The sequence below is a fragment of the Polyangiaceae bacterium genome (genome assembly GCA_016715885.1).
In the GTDB taxonomy this organism is placed as follows: Bacteria; Myxococcota_A; Polyangia; order Polyangiales; family Polyangiaceae; genus Polyangium.
Window position 1 is genome coordinate 1,248,167 of sequence record JADJXL010000020.1, and the last position, 15,958, is coordinate 1,264,124.

The following is a 15,958-nucleotide window of genomic DNA, read 5'->3' on the forward strand; positions in this document are numbered from 1 at the left end:
CCAAACATCATCCCACCATCGTGCCAAGAGCCTTGGATTCAATCCACCATAAGATACACGTCGCACACGCCGCTCCATGAAGTCCTGTCCGCAATGCAACCTCCGCTATCCGAGCGACAGCACGACGTGCTTTCTCGATGGCCAAGCGCTCACCCATCTGCGTGATCCCTGGCTCAGTGGCACGATCGCCGGCAGATACGTGCTCGACGAGCTCATTGGCATTGGCGGCATGGCGTCGGTGTATCGAGCGAGAATCCTGCTTTCGGACCAAACTTGCGCCGTCAAACTCCTGAATCCGCAGCTTGCCGTGGATGACACGACCCGCGAGCGTTTTCGGCGGGAAGCCAAGCATGCGCAGCGTTTGTCGCACCCGAACATCATCGAGATATTCGATCAAGGCGATGCCAGCGATGGCACTCCATTTCTCGTCATGGAGCTGCTCGAAGGCCAGAGTTTGTCCGAGCTGATTGCGGCGGGCCCGACGCCTCTCGAACGAGCGTTGCCCATCATCGTGCAAATGACGCGAGCGCTCGCTCGCGCCCATGATTTCGAGGTCATTCATCGCGATCTCAAGCCGGAGAACGTTTATCTGCTTCGCGGCGACCGCGTCAAATTGCTCGACTTCGGCATTGCGAGATGCAATCAAGACGTGCGCCTCACGAGCGCGGGTGAAGTGTTCGGCACACCCGAATACATGGCTCCTGAACGAGCGACGTCATCGGATGCAGGGCCCGCCGCCGATCTTTATGCGCTCGGCGTCATCATGTTCGAAATGCTCACGCAAAAGCTTCCGTTCGATGCGCCAACACCAGCGGGCATTTTGAGCAAACACATGGTCGAGCCGCCGCCGCGCCTGCGCGAATACATGCCCGACTTACCGGCGCTGCTCGAACAGCTCATTTTGGACTTGCTTGCAAAAAGTCCCGACGCGCGGCCCGTCGATGCGCATCAGGTGTTGGCGGTGCTGAGCGAAATCGCCGCGCAAGAAAAGATTGCCATCGAACCCGAGGGCGATCGAGCATCGGAGCAGCCGCTTCGCAGGCTTTCCAGCACGCCGACGCAGCGCTGGGTTCGCCGCACCGAGCTCGTCGAAAAGCTCGTGCGCGAAGTTTATGGCGAATTGCCGCCGCCGGAAGCCATGGCGACGTTGCGAGTCATGAAAGCGTGCGCCAATGAATTGGCGGCATTGCGACAGCGAGGCATCGCCGAACAAACGTCGCTCGACCGCATGCATCGCGAATGGAAAGAGGGCCGTGTTCAGCAGGGCAAAGCCATGGATGAGCTCACCATTCATGTCTCGAAGGTGCGCGAAGAGGCTCGTGTTTTACGGGCCGGAGTGATTCCCCTCTCCAAAAAGTCGAAATCATTTTTGCCACGCGTACGCGAAGCGCATCAAAAGGCGCGATTTTGGGAAGGTCGCAGTGGGTTTCAGGAGCCCTATCGTGAATTGTCGCTGGCGTATCGCGACCTCGCGGACATCATCGATTTGTGGCACGACGCTCGACACGCTGAAATCGAAGTGGAAGCAGCGGCCGTCGAAAAAGAGCGCCAGGCGGCTGAAATCGACCAACAAATTCGAGAAATGCGCCACAACCTCGTCGTCGCCGACCGGTCGATGGAAGATCTGAAGGTAAAACACCTCGAAGTGATTGCGGATGTGGGGCAACGGGCCGATCTGCTCGAGCTCGAGCTGATGCGGCATTGTGGAAGGCTGTGCAATCCGATGCGCGAGCGAGCCGATTTCAGCTCGCTCGCATCGGAATTCACCTACTGACTCGTCGCGCGTTTCTTGTAGATTTCGCCCTTCGGCACGCCGGCTGCAATGAGCGCATCGGCTTGCTTGATTTCTTCGTTGATGAGCTCTTGGAACTTCTCGAAGCCTTGCGCTCCGACGAGGATCCGCCCATTGACGAAAAACGTAGGCGTACCGGATGCGCCCACGCTATTGGCGATTTTTTGATCGGCATCGACTTGCTGCTTCAGCGCGGGATCGTCCATGTCCTTCTTGAATTTGGCCATGTCGAGCCCGATTTCTTTCGCGTACTTGTCGATGTCTTCACGCGTCAGAGCGGTATTGTTCTCGAAGAGCTTGTCATGCATCGCCCAGCCCTTCTTTTGGCGATTCGCGGCCTGCACGGCAAGGGCGGCGCCCATGGCTTTGTCGTGGAACGGCAGCGGCTGATGTTTGAACACGATCGCGACGTCGTTGCCATACTGCTTCTCAATTTGCTCGAGAGTCGGACCGACCCTCTTACAGAATGGTCATTGGAAGTCGCTGAATTCGACGATCGTGACTTTGGGCTCCTTCGGCCCCTTGCGCACGTTGTATTCCGCAACCTCGATGTATTGCGGACCCTTCGGCGCCTCGGGTGCGGCTTGCGGCTTGTTGTTGCCACTTTGCCGTTCGTCGATGGCGGCCAGCAGTTGGTCGAGATTTTTGCCTTCTTTGGCGAGGCCGACGATCATTTTGGTGATCGCCGGACTATTCGGGCAATTCGGATCTTTTTGAAGACACGTCGCAAGCCTCCCGAACGGACAGCCACAGGTGCAATCGCGTTCGTTCAGCGCCTGCATGACCATCGCTTTTTGGCCGTCATCGAGCCCGCCGAGCAGCGTCGCGCCGTTGGCCAGATCGGCCGATTTCACCCAGCCAGCGGGAAAATCGGATTCGCGTGCGTAGCCGCGCGATGGCGGAGCATTGTCGGCTGAAATGAACGCAGCGGAAGCTTCGGGCGCAGCTTGCGGTACGCCCCCCGGCCAACCGAGCCGATACGCTTCACGCCCTACGGCAAAGCCCACGGCAAGCCCTGTTACGAGCGCCCAGACGACGTTCGGCGAAAATGGAAACCGTCGCGCAGGCTCCGAAGGAGCGGGCGTCGCGGCAGCCTGAGTGGACGGTTCGGATTTCGAACGATCCGTGGATTTGGGTGATTTGGCCGTCTTGTCGCGACGGCGTGAATCGATGGGTTTGTCGGCCACGATCGCCTCGTGCCATTGTTTTTTCCCGGCGGCAAGAAAATTCATCCACCAACGATTGCGCCCCACGGCGCTGGGTTTTACGTGCGCTTCGTGTCATTCGCAGCAGTCATTTTCGATGTCGATGGTGTGCTCGTCGATTCACCTCACGAGCGCGCTTGGCGCGATACCCTCGACGAGCTCATGCGGGGCCCCTGGGCCGACATACGGTCGTCGACCACGTATACTCCAGATCGCTTCGACAGCGCGCTGTATCAATCTCTCGTATCCGGCAAACCGAGAGACGCAGGGGCACTCGCAATCCTCGAACACTTTGGCGTTCCGCTAGCCGCTGAACGCGCGCTCGTGTATGCTCGCGAAAAACAAAACAAGGTCGTTGCGCTCATTGATGCCGGCAAATTTCGTGTTTTTCCGGATGCCATTCCCTTCGTCTTGGATGCAAAAAAACTCGGCCTGCCCCTCGCCGCCGCGTCGTCCTCCAAAAACGCGGGACAACTCTTGTCGAGCATTCCCGTGCAAGCGCCCGATATTGCTCCGAATTCGAAACTGCTCGACCTCTTCGACGTCGATATTTCCGGGCGCGACTTTCCCCAGGGAAAACCACATCCCGACATCTTCCTTTGCGCTGCTCAGGAATTGCACGTACGCCCCGACGATTGCATCGTCGTCGAAGATGCCGTCGCTGGCATTACCGCCGCAAAGTCAGGTGGAATGCACGCGCTTGGTGTGGCTCGACACAATGATGACGCCGCACTTCAAGCGGCAAATGCCGATCTCGTCGTACATTCGCTCGATGAAGTAAGCCGCAATGCCATGGCTAGAGGATACTTGAAAGCTGCATGACACGATAACCCGCCATTCGAGTTGACTACCGTACTTTCCGTGTGCCAACCCGGTTGACGTCATATCATCTGAATTTTACCTGATTTTCGCTTTGGCATCTTTCGTGCCGCACGCGTCGGCATGAAATACGCGCCATCCAAGCTCGGTCTTGCGGTCATTCCCGCGCTGGCAATTCTTGGTTGCTCGGACCAAGTCACCATCGTGCCAAGTCCGTCACCGTGCGGATCCAGCATGATTGTCCAGAAACTGCAGCAAAGTGCCGTCGAGAAGCTCGATCTATTGCTTGCCATCGACAATTCACCTTCGATGGCGGACAAGCAAGCCATTTTGGCGCTCGCCATTCCAGACCTCGTCAATCGGCTCGTCAATCCACCTTGCGTTGACGTCAATGGTGTCATTTTGCCGAATCCGCCTGCTGGACCGATGGACGCTTGTCCTCCTGGTTCTCGACGCCAATTCGATCCCGTTGTCGACATGCACATTGGCATCGTCAGCTCCAGCATTGGGGGCCATGGTGCCGATGCGTGTTCGAATGCCGAAAATAACAGCGAATGCAGCCCCGTCCCAAACCTCACCATCAATGACCGAGGGCACTTGCTCGCGCGCACGGACCCTTGCAGCGGCAGCGAAGCGCCCACATTCCAAAACAAGGGATTTTTGGCGTGGGATCCTGGGGACAAATATGGAGGGGAAACAATCATTGATGATGGCAATGGCAAAGGCGTCGTACCAGCGCTGCGCGACATGGTGACCGGGGTCGGGCAAATTGGTTGTCGTTATGAATCGCAGCTCGAATCGATTTATCGGTTCCTCGTGGATCCCGAACCGTACGAAACGATCACCGCCGAAAATTTCAAGGCCACGCCGAAGGGTATCGATTCCCTACTTCTCGAGCAGCGCAAGCAATTCCTTCGCCCTGATTCGATGCTCGCGATCCTCATGCTGAGCGACGAGAATGATTGCTCCATCAAAGAATATGGGCAATTTTATTATGCGGCACAACAGCAGCTCAATGGAATGCCCGTTCGACTTCCACGCCCGCGGCAAGAATGTGCCATCGATCCGAATGATCCTTGTTGCAGATCGTGCGGGCAGTCGCAGGGCGCATGTCCGGATGATCCGACATGCAAAGATCCGAATGGGGGCCCCGGCCCCGCGCTCCTCACGGCAGAAGAGGACGATCCGAAGCTGCGCTGTTGGGATCAAAAACGCCGCTTTGGAATCGATTTTTTATATTCGACGGATCGTTACGTGCAGGCGTTCAGCAGCCAGGTCATTCCGAATCGCGCGGGCGAGCTCGTCCCGAACCCCATTTTCTCCGACCTGGACTTCAATGATTCGAACTCCAACATTCGAGATTCCGGCATGGTTTACGTTGCCGGCATCGTCGGTGTGCCTTGGCAAGACATTGTGCGCGACCCAAACGATCCGAAAAATGGTTTCAAAGACGCAAACGAATTGAATGAGCAGGTCGACAACAACGGAACGACAACGTGGGACATGATTCTCGGAGATCCAGCGAAAAACAAAAAGCCGCTGGATCCGCTCATGATCGAGACCTACGAAAAACGCCCTGGGTTGCCCGATGCTTCCATGCCGCTTTCCAATCTCGTCAACGGGCACGAATGGACCATTGCCAAAAACGACCTCCAGTATGCGTGCATCTTTCCATTGCTCCCCGGAATGGAGCGTGATTGCACGGATCCGAGCCAAATCGGATGCGATTGCTCGTCACCGACGAACGACAACCCGCTCTGCGCACCAAACCCGAGCGACAATGGCAACCCCACGCTTCAAGTACGCGCCAAAGCATATCCAGGCATTCGCCCGCTCACGGTGCTGAAAGATCTCGGTTCGCAAGCTGTCGTCACATCCGTTTGTCCTGTCCAACTCGACGATTCCAGCGCCCCTGCGACCGATTTCGGCTACCGCATGGCCGTCTCCGCCATGATGGATCGATTGCGTCCGGCGCTTGGCGCGCAATGTTTGCCGCGGACACTCGTGCCCGACGAGAGCGGCAAGGTCTCATGCGTGCTGGTCGAGGCCATCAATTCCGAAGGAAACTGCCAATGCGACCCGAGCAAAGCGCGTCGCGGCATCGAAGCCGGCAGCGCGCAAGCCAATATGGTCAGCATTGCGAAAACGGATCCCCTTGCGGCACAAGCTGGATGGGATTGCTATTGCGAAGTGGTGCAGCTCGAAGGCGCAGCCAAAGAAGTTTGTCAACACGATACAGCGAGCGCACCCATGCTCAATGGCGAACCGGTCAATGGCTGGTGTTACGTCGACGCATCGACGGACCCGCCCACGGGCAATCCGGAGCTCGTTGCCGCGTGCCCCGACAACGAAAAACGAAAAATTCGCTATGCGGGCCACGGCGAAGCTCGGCCTGGCGCTACGCTGTTCATCACGTGTGGCGACGGGTCGATTTGCGCCCCCTGACGGCGTTGAACGGCATGCTCATTGGCGGTGACGACGATAGCCCGGGGAGTGGTTCGATTTCGCGGCGCTCGTGGTGGTTCCTGCTGTTCGAGCCCGCGGAGCGGGCGAGTTCAGGGGGACCGCGAGTGCCGCGAAATCGAACCCTCCCTGGGCGGACAAATTCGCCAGCTCTTCCTCTAAACGTACCCCTTCGCCTGTTTCCTGAACATTTCTGCATACATGCCGCCCTTCTCCATCAGCTCGGCATGCGTCCCGTCCTCGCGAATGCCCTGTTTGTCAAGGACGACGATACGATCGGCCATACGCACGTTCGCGAAACGGTGCGAAATCAATAGCAGCGTTTTTCCATCGGACAAATTCCGCACGCGTTCGAACACCTCGGCTTCCGCGTCGATATCGAGTGCCGCCGTGGGTTCGTCGAGCACCAAGACATCCGCTTCTTTGCGCATGAATGCGCGCGCAAGCGCCAATCGTTGCCATTGCCCGCCCGATAGCTCGACGCCGCCCGTGAACCACCGGCCGAGCTGCGTATCCAAAGCCCCAGGCAAATTGTCGACGATCGTCGTCGCTCCGCCACGAGAAACCGCATCGCGGATGCGCTCGTCGTCATCGATATGCGCTACGCTACCAAAAGCGATGTTTTCTCGTGCCGTCAGTTGGTATTGATTGAAATCCTGAAACACCACGGAGAGGCGTTTTCGTAGCTCGTCTCGGGCGATACCACGAATATCGCGACCATCGAGCAAGATTCGTCCCTCGGTTGGCTCGTACAATCCTGAAAGAAGTTTGATGAACGTCGACTTTCCCGCGCCGTTGTGCCCGACGAGCGCAAAACTCTGGCCCGCAGGAATCCACAAGTCGATGTGACGCAGCGCGAACGTTTCTTGGTCGGGATATCGAAAACCAACGTCCTCGAAGCGAATTCCGCGCTCGTCTCGGTCTTTTTCGGAGTTCGTCAACAGCTTCGAATCAGGCGCGGGAATTGCCATGAATTGCAGCAGATTCGACATGTACAAATCATGTTCGTAGAGTGCTCCCAGCGATAACAAAATGGCCAAAAACGTGGATTGGCCTTGCCTGAACGCAAGGGCGTACATCGTCATGTCGCCAAGCCCCAGTTTTCCCAGCGCCGCTTGAATCACGATGAACGCATAACAGCCATAAAACACGACCGTTCCGATTTGCGAAAGAAGCATGCCCCAAAAGACGCGCCGCACCGAAAGACCACGTTCTTCACGCCATAATTTTTCGCTCACGTCACGATAACGTCCCAGCAGCGTGGGCGACAACCCGAGCATCATGACCTCTTTTGCGTGCTCGTCGCTCGCCAGGACGAATTCGAGATACGAGAGCAAACGCGCATCGGTCACTCGCTTGTTGCGCAAATCGAATGCTGCGCGAGAAAACCGCAATTCGACCAGTGCAGCGGGAAATGCAGCCAGTGCCAGCAAAATAACGGCCAATGGATGAAACCGAAAAAGCAGTGCGGAAAAACCCACGAGCGTCGCGAGGGCGGAGCACAGCGCCAAAAGCTCGGCCGCAACCGACAGGGGGCGATGTGTGGCTTCACGCCGCGCCCTTGTCAATTGATCATAAAACTCGGGATTTTGGAAGTGGGACAGCGTGAGCGTCGCGGTTTTTTGCAGTATCTCGAAATTGACGGTCAACCCGAGGCGCACACCCAGCAATGAACGCAAAAGAGCTGCCCCTCGCTGGGCCGCCGCCATGGACGCCACGAGGAGCAATTCCGCCACGACCCACGCAATCGCCCGCTTTGCATCACGCGCGACGACGCTATCGACGATTGCCTTGCCAACCCAAACGATTGCAATCGGCATCACGGCGGTGATACCGATTGCACCGATCCACGCACCTGCAATGCTCGGCGAGCTGCGCCAAGCCATACCGACGGCTTTGGCGCCACGAGCCAACCGAGCACGAAGGCCGTTTTCGTTTGCACCACGTGAAGCCGTCATGCGCGATGTGCTCGACGTGCACCAGGTTCACCGAGCAGCACGTCCGCCAGCGCATCCGACAGCGGGAAGTTCGGCGAATTGTATTGCATCCAGAAGCATTCGCCGGCCGGATTTGCTTCCAAGAAAACATGCCGCCCGTCCGGATCGACAATCACGTCGACGGCGCTGTATTGCATGCCTATACGCTCCATGTATTTGCCGATTTTGGTCTCGATATCCGACGGAAGCGTGTATTCCTTCCATGATTGCAGCAGCGTCACGCCTCGCTCTCTCCAATCGATATCGGCTCCGGCCGTATTTTCGGAATCGACGCAGGCTGTGAACATGCGCGTTCCGATGACGGTGATGCGCAGCTCGAGCTTCTTGCGGATGCGTTCCTGAAAAACCATGGGGGAATAACGCAGGCCATCGAGCTTGCCCAGGTGCTCTTTCGTGATGAGCGTGGTGAACACCACTTGTTCATTGCCATTTTCGTCGAATACGGGAAACGCAGAGAGCATTTTGGCGACGGCACCATTTGGGCACGATTCGATGAATTCGCGCGCTTCTTGCGGATCGTTCGTCATGACCGATCGCGGAATTTCGAGCCCCAATTCTCGAGCAAGGTGCAGTTGCCTCGGTTTGTGTTCATTGCTGCGTACGACATGCGGCGGATCGAGCACGAAACACGGGGCCGCGGCGAGCGCGCCATACAGGAGCGCTTTGGATTCGAGCATCGCGCCATGACGCATTTGCCGCTCCATCTGCGGCAGCTTTTCCGCCGTTCGCCCGCGACGATACCAAATGGCATCTTCGGGCCCCACGCGCATCTCGCGCCCCTTGTACCGGAAGCGCAATCCTTCTCCGGACGAATGTTGCGACAGAACGATTTGCGCTTCGGTCGGGAAGACATCATTGTCGAAACGCATCACTTCCGCGCCGCGCGATTCCAGCCTGCGCGTCAACTCGGGGATCATGCCCGTGATATCCCCGGTGTACGTGACGAGTAGCACCTTCTTGCTCATTCAAACGCTCCCTTCCACGTCTTTTTGCATCATTTTCGCCGGCTCGCTATCCGATTGGCGCGCCAAACGGAGAAGCGCCTCCGCAATGGCTTCGCCAATCGGCAAGCCCAAATCTTTTTCCAGCATGCCCCATTCGCCATGTGGATTGACCTCCAAAAAAACGTAATCGCCGCTCGGTGTTAGAATGAGGTCAATCGCTCCTTGCCGCAAAGCAAGGCGATTCATGAGCGCCGAAAGTCGCGTATGCACGTGCTCGGGCAATGCGAGCGTCTCCCATGGTGCGTCCTTGGCATCGTAACGCCAATCGACGCCACACGCGGCCCCAGCGAGCGCCCCCACGAAAGCCATACCATTGACCCAAGCAATGCGCAATTCCTTGGCTTTTGGCACGAATCGTTGAAACATCATCGGACATTGCCGGAGACTTTCCAGCGAGCCCAAATCGGCGCGAGAGAGTCGTCGCGTTGGAAAGCCTCCCCCACCCTTCATCGAATACCCAAGAGAATTCTGCAACTTCGTCACGACATCACCGGCATGTTCATCATAGAATCGCGCTGCCGCCGCAGGATCGGCCGTAATGAGCGTCGGGGGAATTTCAAGTCCCACCGATTGCGCAATCGCAAGCTGTCGCGTTTTGTTTTCGGCACACCGATTCACATCGATGGGATCGATCCACGGCACGCCGGAGAGCAAATCCAAGAGCCCGCGTAATGCCGTCATGGATTCGCGCGTCGCCACTTCGCGATGCTGAACCGATAACCTTTCGTCCAAGCGCGGCGGCCACAGTCGCCACAACCACACCGCGTCCACTTCGAGCTCTTCGCCGTTCAGGAGCAATCGATTACCGGCGGGATTTCCCAATTCTGCACGAAGATCGAGTCCCGTCGGAAAGTCGTCCGTATTCAAACGAATCACGCGTGCGCCTCGTTGTAAAAGGGCCCCCGCGACCCGATCGGTGCAGAACGGCTCTTGCCGATGCGTGACGAGCAGCACGCAAACGTCTTGTTTCATTCGACACCTCCGTAGTCGCGGGGACCCACCCGCGTCATGCGTCACCGCATTTCGCGCACGATGCGATCACCAATCGGCGTCGCCGAACCACGTCGTCGACTCGTCATCGTCGCTCGGATACTTCTTGGTGCATTCGCTGTCCAAGCAATGATACGTGGGAGCCGGCTTGGAACCGCCGCCTCCGGCGAGTTGCGCGGGATCCTTTTGCGAGCTGAGCAGATTGGCGAAAAAGGGCGCGGCGCCCGCTTCGGATTCGGCAATTTTGTTGGACATGTCTTCCTCCTTGTTTGGCGCGCCAAACGACGAGCCACCCGTCGCAATTGCGAAGGGCACCCGCGTCAAGCAACGGATGGGCCAGCCTGCGAGCTGCGAAATCCGCGCTTCGGCCAATCCAAGGCACGCCAATTCGGCGCGACACTCACGCCGATTCGGCACTCGTCACGCCAAATCGGCGTTGCACACATTACATCAGCATGTTCGTCATTCGGAGTGCAAACCATATCGCTTGATCTTTGTAACGAAAGTACGTAGTGGTACGCCGAGCAGCTCGGCCGCGCGACGTTGATTGCCGCGCGTATACGCCAGCGCCTCGCGCATACGGCGCGCTTCGAGCGCTTCGATTTCGTCGGCAAGCGGTCGAAACCCTGGAGGCTCGGTCGTGGATTGATTCGCTGCCGCAATAGGTTCGACCATTGCGTCGTGATGGCTCGATTGTACATGAGCCGGCAGGTGCCGCGGCTCGATGCGACCTTCCGTCGCCGTGGCTGCGACATATCCCATCAAATTGCGCAACTCTCGCACGTTCCCCGGAAAGGAATATTTCGTGAGAATGGCAAGTGTACTGTCCGTTATCGTTGGCACCGCACGACTCGACGCTCGACACGCCTGGCGCAAGAAATGGCTTGCCAAAATGGGAATGTCCATCGGGCGTTCGGTCAATCGTGGGAGCGGGACCACCGCTGCTGCGAGACGAAAGTAAAGATCTTGTCGAAAGCGACCTGCGCGCACATCGGCCTCGAGGTCCTGATTCGTGGCGGCGACGACGCGACAATCCACTTTTCGTTCACGCACGCCGCCGACGGGACAAATCAAACCATCTTCCAGCACGCGCAGCAGCTTGGCTTGAGCCATTTTCGATAATTCGCCCACTTCGTCCAAGAATATCGTACCGCCATGCGCAACCTCGAAACGCCCTATCTTGTCGTTCGTCGCGCCGGAAAATGCACCACGCAAATAGCCAAAAAGCTCGCTCTCGAGAAGGCTGTCCGGAATGGCCGCACAGTTGATCGCCACGAATGGTGCGTCGCGACGAACCGAAAAGTAGTGCACGGCGCGCGCCGCGTGTTCTTTGCCCGTACCGGTGTCCCCCGTGATGGTGACTGGCAGCATGGAACGGGCCAGGTTTTGTAAAATTTCGTACACCCGAAGCATGGTGGGATCGGCAATGAGCGTGACGGCGCCACCCAAGTCCAATGCTTCAGGCTCTGCATCTTTCGGGCACAATGCGCTTTCGCAGATCAACGCCTCGATTTTCCTCCGCGTCTGAGACACGCGCCATCGCCCTGACGTAAAATGCGGTCCATTCATGCTTTTCATTGCGCCCGGCGTGCACATCTTGCGCACCAGACGGCTGGGTCCGCCTGGCGCGGCGAATGCAGCATGGCTTGAACGTTCGCATCACCACGCCGGAGTACAGAAATGAAACGATTTCCACGCGTCGCGCTCGCCGCATCGGCGATCGTACTCAGTGGCGCGCATCAAACATCTGCCGTATCTCGCGCCATTCCAGGATTTGCCCTCGGAGGAAGCATCGACACACACGACATCGTCGTGCCTGTGGAGAACGGACGCGAGCCCATGGATCAAGCCAACCTTGCCACACGACTACATCCGAGCTTGCGCGCCGATGCGCTACGCCTCGAAAACACGCCTCGTCAAGGAATCACTTCGCGACAAGTTTTCCCATCGAATTGGTGGCCCCAGGGCAGTGAAGGAATCGCCGCACGTTGGAATTCCCAGCTCAGGAATTATGCTGATTGGACGACGGATCGCGACAACCTTGCACCCACGGAGAAATACGACCTCCTATTTTACCCCGGCGACCATCGGCGTGTCGACGCAATTCGTGCATTCCCGCTCGCGGAATCACGTCGTCCTGCGAACGAGCGCCGTAACGGCATTTTGCGACCCGCAACCAACGTCGTCGGACCTACGACGGCGTGGGAACTGACCAATCATGGGACCTATCAGAACACCTACCCTGAAAGCTGGTGGGGTCATTGCAATGGCTGGGCATCGTACGTAACGGCCGAAAAAGACGCGGCACCGCTGCACGACATTTTGGTGCGCCTCGAAAACGATCAAATCGTGATGTGCGCCGAGCCCGATCCGTCGTGCGTACTTTTCCGTACCGCCGACATCGAAGCGCTGATGAGCGAAATCTATTTCCACGACACGTCGACCGTCGCTGGACGCCGATGCAATACGGCGCGCGAAAGAATCGCACGCGATGCACGCGGCAGACCCATCGATCCGGCATGCCGAGACTTGAATCCCGCCACGCTGCACCTGGCGCTCACCGGGCTTTTGGGGCAAGGCGCACCGCCGCTCGACAACCTGAACGGCCCTTCGGAAAAACTACCATTCGTCATGGATTATGCCTACCACGACGAAGTATGGACATTTCCGGTCATCGGATACGAAATTCGCAGCATGGAGTACCTGACGGAAGCTCAAGCGGCGCGCCTCGTCTGCCGAGGAACGATGGGTGCGGCTGGATGCCGGAATTATCAATGGAACGAAAACGCAACGCGCTTTGCTCGCGTCGAAATGGCCGTGCAGGTCATGGCCTACGAAACGACCAATGCGGGGCTTCTTTCGTTTCCGCTGTCGAGACCCGGGCAGCCGGCCGAGCATACCTACCATTACGTTCTCGAAATGGACGGTCGCGGCACCATTCTCGGTGGGGAATGGATTGTATCCCCGACGAGCATTGGGCCGAATAGCAAAGAAATGCATCCAGACTTCATCTTCATGGCGGTAAAGCCCGAGGCCACCAGCGAAGACGCCGACGATCGTGGCGGACGCACGGACAACCCGTATATTTCGTCGGTCCACGTCAGGGAATTGCTCCGCTTGTCTCGGTTGCCCGTCGGCCCATGAAATGGTCCATGGCCAAGCTCCACCCCCCCGCACTCGCCTTGCTCGTCTGCCAAGCCCTGGCCTGCCAACCGTGTGTTTCCATCGACAAACCATCCGACAACCCGAGACCCAAAGGCAGTATCATCGTCAAGCGGCCCCCCCCGTCCGATTGGATCACCGATTGGACGCTTCTCATTTACGCGGCCAATGACGACCTCGATCCGAACCTCGTCGCCGCATTCGACGACGATGCGCTCGAGTGGCAACATGGTCTCGGCGGAAGCGCTCTTTTCCGCATCATGGTCCAGCGCGACTACGCGCCATTTCAATTGAATTCGGAGGATGAACCGCGCCCGTCCGAACGATATTCCGTTTATCGCGAAGAACGCCATCATCCCGAACATCCTCCAACCGTCGACGCGCCCGAAGCCATGCTGCTCGGCGAAACGGATACCACGAGCTCCACGACGTTGCGCGACTTTCTCGTGTACGGGATACGCACATTTCCCGCTCGACATTATTGGGTAACGGTCACGGGACATGGGGACGGTTTTGCGGGGCTCGCCACAGACGCATCGGCGGGTCCCGGGCGGCGGCTCAGCATCGACGGGCTGTCCGCAGCGCTCGCCGAAGCATCGGCCGTCATTGCGGCGGAAATACGCACGAAGCCGGGGTACGATGGCCCCGATACATCGAATCGAATCGATGTCGTCGCCTTCGACGCGTGCCGCCTTGGAACGATCGAAGTCGCCGCATCGGTCGCGCAATCAGCCGATTTCATGATTGCATCGCAAGAATCCATGCCGTACGCAGGCCATCCGTATAGCGCGCTGCGGTTCATCGCGCAAGACCACCCGGACGCGAGCCCCCGGGCGCTCGTCGAAGCCGTCGTGACCGATTACGTGCGCGCATACGTCGAAGGCGTGTCCACGGCCGGGCGCGCGTACGTGGGCACGTCCGTCACCAGCGTGGGGCTCGATTTGCGTCGCCTGAGTCCACTCGAATCGGCGCTCGACGAGCTCGCAAGCGCCGTCGAACGTTCGCATCCTCGAGGTTTTACCTGTACCGAAGTGCAAGCGCTGCTCACCGAAGCTTGCCATCAGGCACATGTTGCATTACCCGAGCGGCAATCCGTGGAAATGGCAGGCGACGCCGGTCTTCCCCGCACGCAGACGACCGTCGCGGCGGCAGCATCGGTCGACTTGATTGCGCTGCTCGAACACATGGCGCAAGGTCCTGCATGTCTCGGAGCGGCACCGCAAAACGCGGCGTCTTTAGGGGACATCGCCAAAGCAGCTCGCAAAGCTCTCGACATCATTGGCCGGCCGCCGCTCTGGGCGCCTCACAATCCGAGCGGCGTGCGTTTTCAATACGGGGGACAATATCGAAAGATCGTCGATTTTGGTCCCTCGAGCCCGTTCGTCGTCGAGGCGCAGCGGGTCGATCCGGACTCGAACGTGCGTTTGGGAGGTTTGGGCGTCCTTTGGGGCAATCCGTTCGATCTTTTGCTTCGTGAAAATGGCAAATCCCTCATGGACACCTATCGGACGCTGCCATTCGACGTACGCACGGGCTGGACTCGCATGATGCGCGCGTGCATCGAAGAAGCGGAAGCCTGCCGCACCTACGAGCCTTCGCCCGACGAACCCATATCGGAAGGACCGTGCGCGAATTTTTGAATTGGATTGACGCTATTTCTTGATACGGTCGGGATCCCCGAGAAACTCGAAATGCATGGTGTCCTCGAGTTTGTCGTGGCCAAGCCAGTCGAAACCATACCGTTCGAAAGCTTTTATCCAGCACTTCGGCATGTCGGCACGATCGTAGGGAGACTTCGCCGCCATTTTGCATTTTGGATGGCTGGGCCACGGCGCCACACATCCACAACACGGATTGCGATCCGGATCGATGTCGATCGCAATTCCAAAAAGATGATTCGAAACCTCGACCCCGCGATACGTATTGGCCTCGCGAAATCCACCAATGGCCTTCGGCGTGTATCGCGCCTTGCCACCACACGTGCTGCGTATTCGCTTTTCGACACATGAGAGCGCCGGCGCTACCTTCGAATGCACCGACACCGGCAATCCCATGAAACGAACCGTCGTGGCGCTCGACAAAGCAGCCTTCACATTGAACCGACGCGTTACCTCGTCATTGACATGACCATACCGTTCGGCAAGATAACGTACCGCCTTCGATTGCTTCTTGAGGTCGATGACGCCACGGGCCATGTAGTTGCGGCGTTCGAGCGACTTTTGGGGGCTTTGAACGCGACACCCGTATTCGAACGAACCTTTTTTCGGTGCAGGCTTCGGCTTGGCCTTGGACGCCTTGGAGGCCTTCGTTTTGCCTTCGCTGGCGTCCGCAAGCAGCGGCCCGTCGGGCAACATCGGCACGATCACGAGCCCCACCGCGAGCGCCAAAAGCACACGCGTCGTCATTCGAAGCGAAGCCACGGAAGTCCGGGACACGCCAGGTCCATACACCGTCTCATGAAAAAATGCCAGAACTTGGTGCACTTTCGCCCCGCTGGCGCGTGCGACGTAGCAAATGCCGCAAAAA

13 protein-coding genes are annotated in these 15,958 nt (G+C 58.2%); 5 read left to right on the plus strand and 8 right to left on the minus strand.

The genetic code is table 11. The annotated features are described in order from the left end of the window. Positions 1–76: 76 nt before the first annotated feature. Positions 77–1,774: a serine/threonine protein kinase gene (locus tag IPM54_30450; GenBank protein ID MBK9264109.1), complete on the plus strand. Its 1,698-nt coding sequence runs from the start codon at positions 77–79 to the stop codon at positions 1,772–1,774. On the opposite strand, the gene IPM54_30455 is transcribed toward IPM54_30450, so the two are convergent. Together IPM54_30455 and IPM54_30460 are read right to left on the minus strand one after the other, a co-directional pair. Next, on the minus strand, positions 1,768–2,226 hold the full coding sequence (locus IPM54_30455; GenBank protein ID MBK9264110.1) for a DsbA family protein: 459 nt from the start codon (positions 2,224–2,226) through the stop codon (positions 1,768–1,770). The two genes, IPM54_30450 and IPM54_30455, sit on opposite strands and share 7 nt — an antisense overlap. A gap of 36 nt (positions 2,227–2,262) precedes the next feature. Further along, the gene (locus IPM54_30460) at positions 2,263–3,024 is read right to left on the minus strand and encodes a hypothetical protein (GenBank protein ID MBK9264111.1); all 762 of its coding nucleotides are present in this window, start codon (positions 3,022–3,024) and stop codon (positions 2,263–2,265) included. 45 nt (positions 3,025–3,069) lie between these two features. Here IPM54_30460 and IPM54_30465 point away from each other — a divergent pair, with 45 nt between their 5' ends. Together IPM54_30465 and IPM54_30470 are read left to right on the plus strand one after the other, a co-directional pair. Beyond that, positions 3,070–3,819, plus strand: a complete 750-nt coding sequence (locus IPM54_30465) for an HAD family phosphatase (GenBank protein ID MBK9264112.1) — start codon at positions 3,070–3,072, stop codon at positions 3,817–3,819. A gap of 120 nt (positions 3,820–3,939) precedes the next feature. After that, positions 3,940–6,261: a hypothetical protein gene (locus IPM54_30470; GenBank protein ID MBK9264113.1), complete on the plus strand. Its 2,322-nt coding sequence runs from the start codon at positions 3,940–3,942 to the stop codon at positions 6,259–6,261. A gap of 176 nt (positions 6,262–6,437) precedes the next feature. Here the strand turns inward: IPM54_30470 and IPM54_30475 are convergent, their stop codons facing one another. The 5 genes from IPM54_30475 to IPM54_30495 form a co-directional block, all read right to left on the minus strand. Next, complete coding sequence (locus tag IPM54_30475) at positions 6,438–8,237, minus strand: ABC transporter ATP-binding protein (GenBank protein ID MBK9264114.1); 1,800 nt, start codon at positions 8,235–8,237, stop codon at positions 6,438–6,440. After that, a complete protein-coding gene (locus IPM54_30480; GenBank protein MBK9264115.1) occupies positions 8,234–9,241 on the minus strand; it encodes an MvdD family ATP-grasp ribosomal peptide maturase in 1,008 nt (335 codons plus the stop codon). The genes IPM54_30475 and IPM54_30480 overlap by 4 nt, the downstream gene beginning before the upstream one ends. Then, positions 9,242–10,252 (minus strand): MvdC family ATP-grasp ribosomal peptide maturase, encoded by a 1,011-nt coding sequence (locus tag IPM54_30485; GenBank protein ID MBK9264116.1) that lies wholly within the window; start codon positions 10,250–10,252, stop codon positions 9,242–9,244. It lies immediately after the preceding gene. A gap of 66 nt (positions 10,253–10,318) precedes the next feature. Then, positions 10,319–10,525 (minus strand): microviridin/marinostatin family tricyclic proteinase inhibitor, encoded by a 207-nt coding sequence (locus tag IPM54_30490; protein ID MBK9264117.1) that lies wholly within the window; start codon positions 10,523–10,525, stop codon positions 10,319–10,321. A gap of 207 nt (positions 10,526–10,732) precedes the next feature. After that, entirely contained in the window at positions 10,733–11,839 is a 1,107-nt protein-coding gene (locus IPM54_30495) for a sigma-54-dependent Fis family transcriptional regulator (GenBank protein MBK9264118.1), read from the minus strand. 111 nt (positions 11,840–11,950) lie between these two features. Between IPM54_30495 and IPM54_30500 the strand changes: the two genes are divergently transcribed. Together IPM54_30500 and IPM54_30505 are read left to right on the plus strand one after the other, a co-directional pair. Continuing rightward, positions 11,951–13,414 (plus strand): hypothetical protein, encoded by a 1,464-nt coding sequence (locus tag IPM54_30500; GenBank protein ID MBK9264119.1) that lies wholly within the window; start codon positions 11,951–11,953, stop codon positions 13,412–13,414. Between the two features lie 8 nt (positions 13,415–13,422). After that, a complete protein-coding gene (locus IPM54_30505) occupies positions 13,423–15,072 on the plus strand; it encodes a hypothetical protein (GenBank protein ID MBK9264120.1) in 1,650 nt (549 codons plus the stop codon). A gap of 12 nt (positions 15,073–15,084) precedes the next feature. Here the strand turns inward: IPM54_30505 and IPM54_30510 are convergent, their stop codons facing one another. Continuing rightward, on the minus strand, positions 15,085–15,786 hold the full coding sequence (locus tag IPM54_30510; GenBank protein ID MBK9264121.1) for a M15 family metallopeptidase: 702 nt from the start codon (positions 15,784–15,786) through the stop codon (positions 15,085–15,087). Positions 15,787–15,958: the final 172 nt, after the last annotated feature.

Coding starts and splice junctions, on each gene's coding strand:
- IPM54_30470 (MBK9264113.1), top strand. CDS start 3,940: ATGAAATACGCGCCATCCAAGCTCGGTCTTGCGGTCATTCCCGCGCTG.
- IPM54_30500 (MBK9264119.1), top strand. CDS start 11,951: ATGAAACGATTTCCACGCGTCGCGCTCGCCGCATCGGCGATCGTACTC.
- IPM54_30495 (MBK9264118.1), bottom strand. CDS start 11,839: ATGAATGGACCGCATTTTACGTCAGGGCGATGGCGCGTGTCTCAGACG.
- IPM54_30475 (MBK9264114.1), bottom strand. CDS start 8,237: ATGACGGCTTCACGTGGTGCAAACGAAAACGGCCTTCGTGCTCGGTTG.
- IPM54_30480 (MBK9264115.1), bottom strand. CDS start 9,241: ATGAGCAAGAAGGTGCTACTCGTCACGTACACCGGGGATATCACGGGC.
- IPM54_30510 (MBK9264121.1), bottom strand. CDS start 15,786: ATGTTGCCCGACGGGCCGCTGCTTGCGGACGCCAGCGAAGGCAAAACG.
- IPM54_30460 (MBK9264111.1), bottom strand. CDS start 3,024: ATGAATTTTCTTGCCGCCGGGAAAAAACAATGGCACGAGGCGATCGTG.
- IPM54_30485 (MBK9264116.1), bottom strand. CDS start 10,252: ATGAAACAAGACGTTTGCGTGCTGCTCGTCACGCATCGGCAAGAGCCG.
- IPM54_30505 (MBK9264120.1), top strand. CDS start 13,423: ATGGCCAAGCTCCACCCCCCCGCACTCGCCTTGCTCGTCTGCCAAGCC.
- IPM54_30450 (MBK9264109.1), top strand. CDS start 77: ATGAAGTCCTGTCCGCAATGCAACCTCCGCTATCCGAGCGACAGCACG.
- IPM54_30490 (MBK9264117.1), bottom strand. CDS start 10,525: ATGTCCAACAAAATTGCCGAATCCGAAGCGGGCGCCGCGCCCTTTTTC.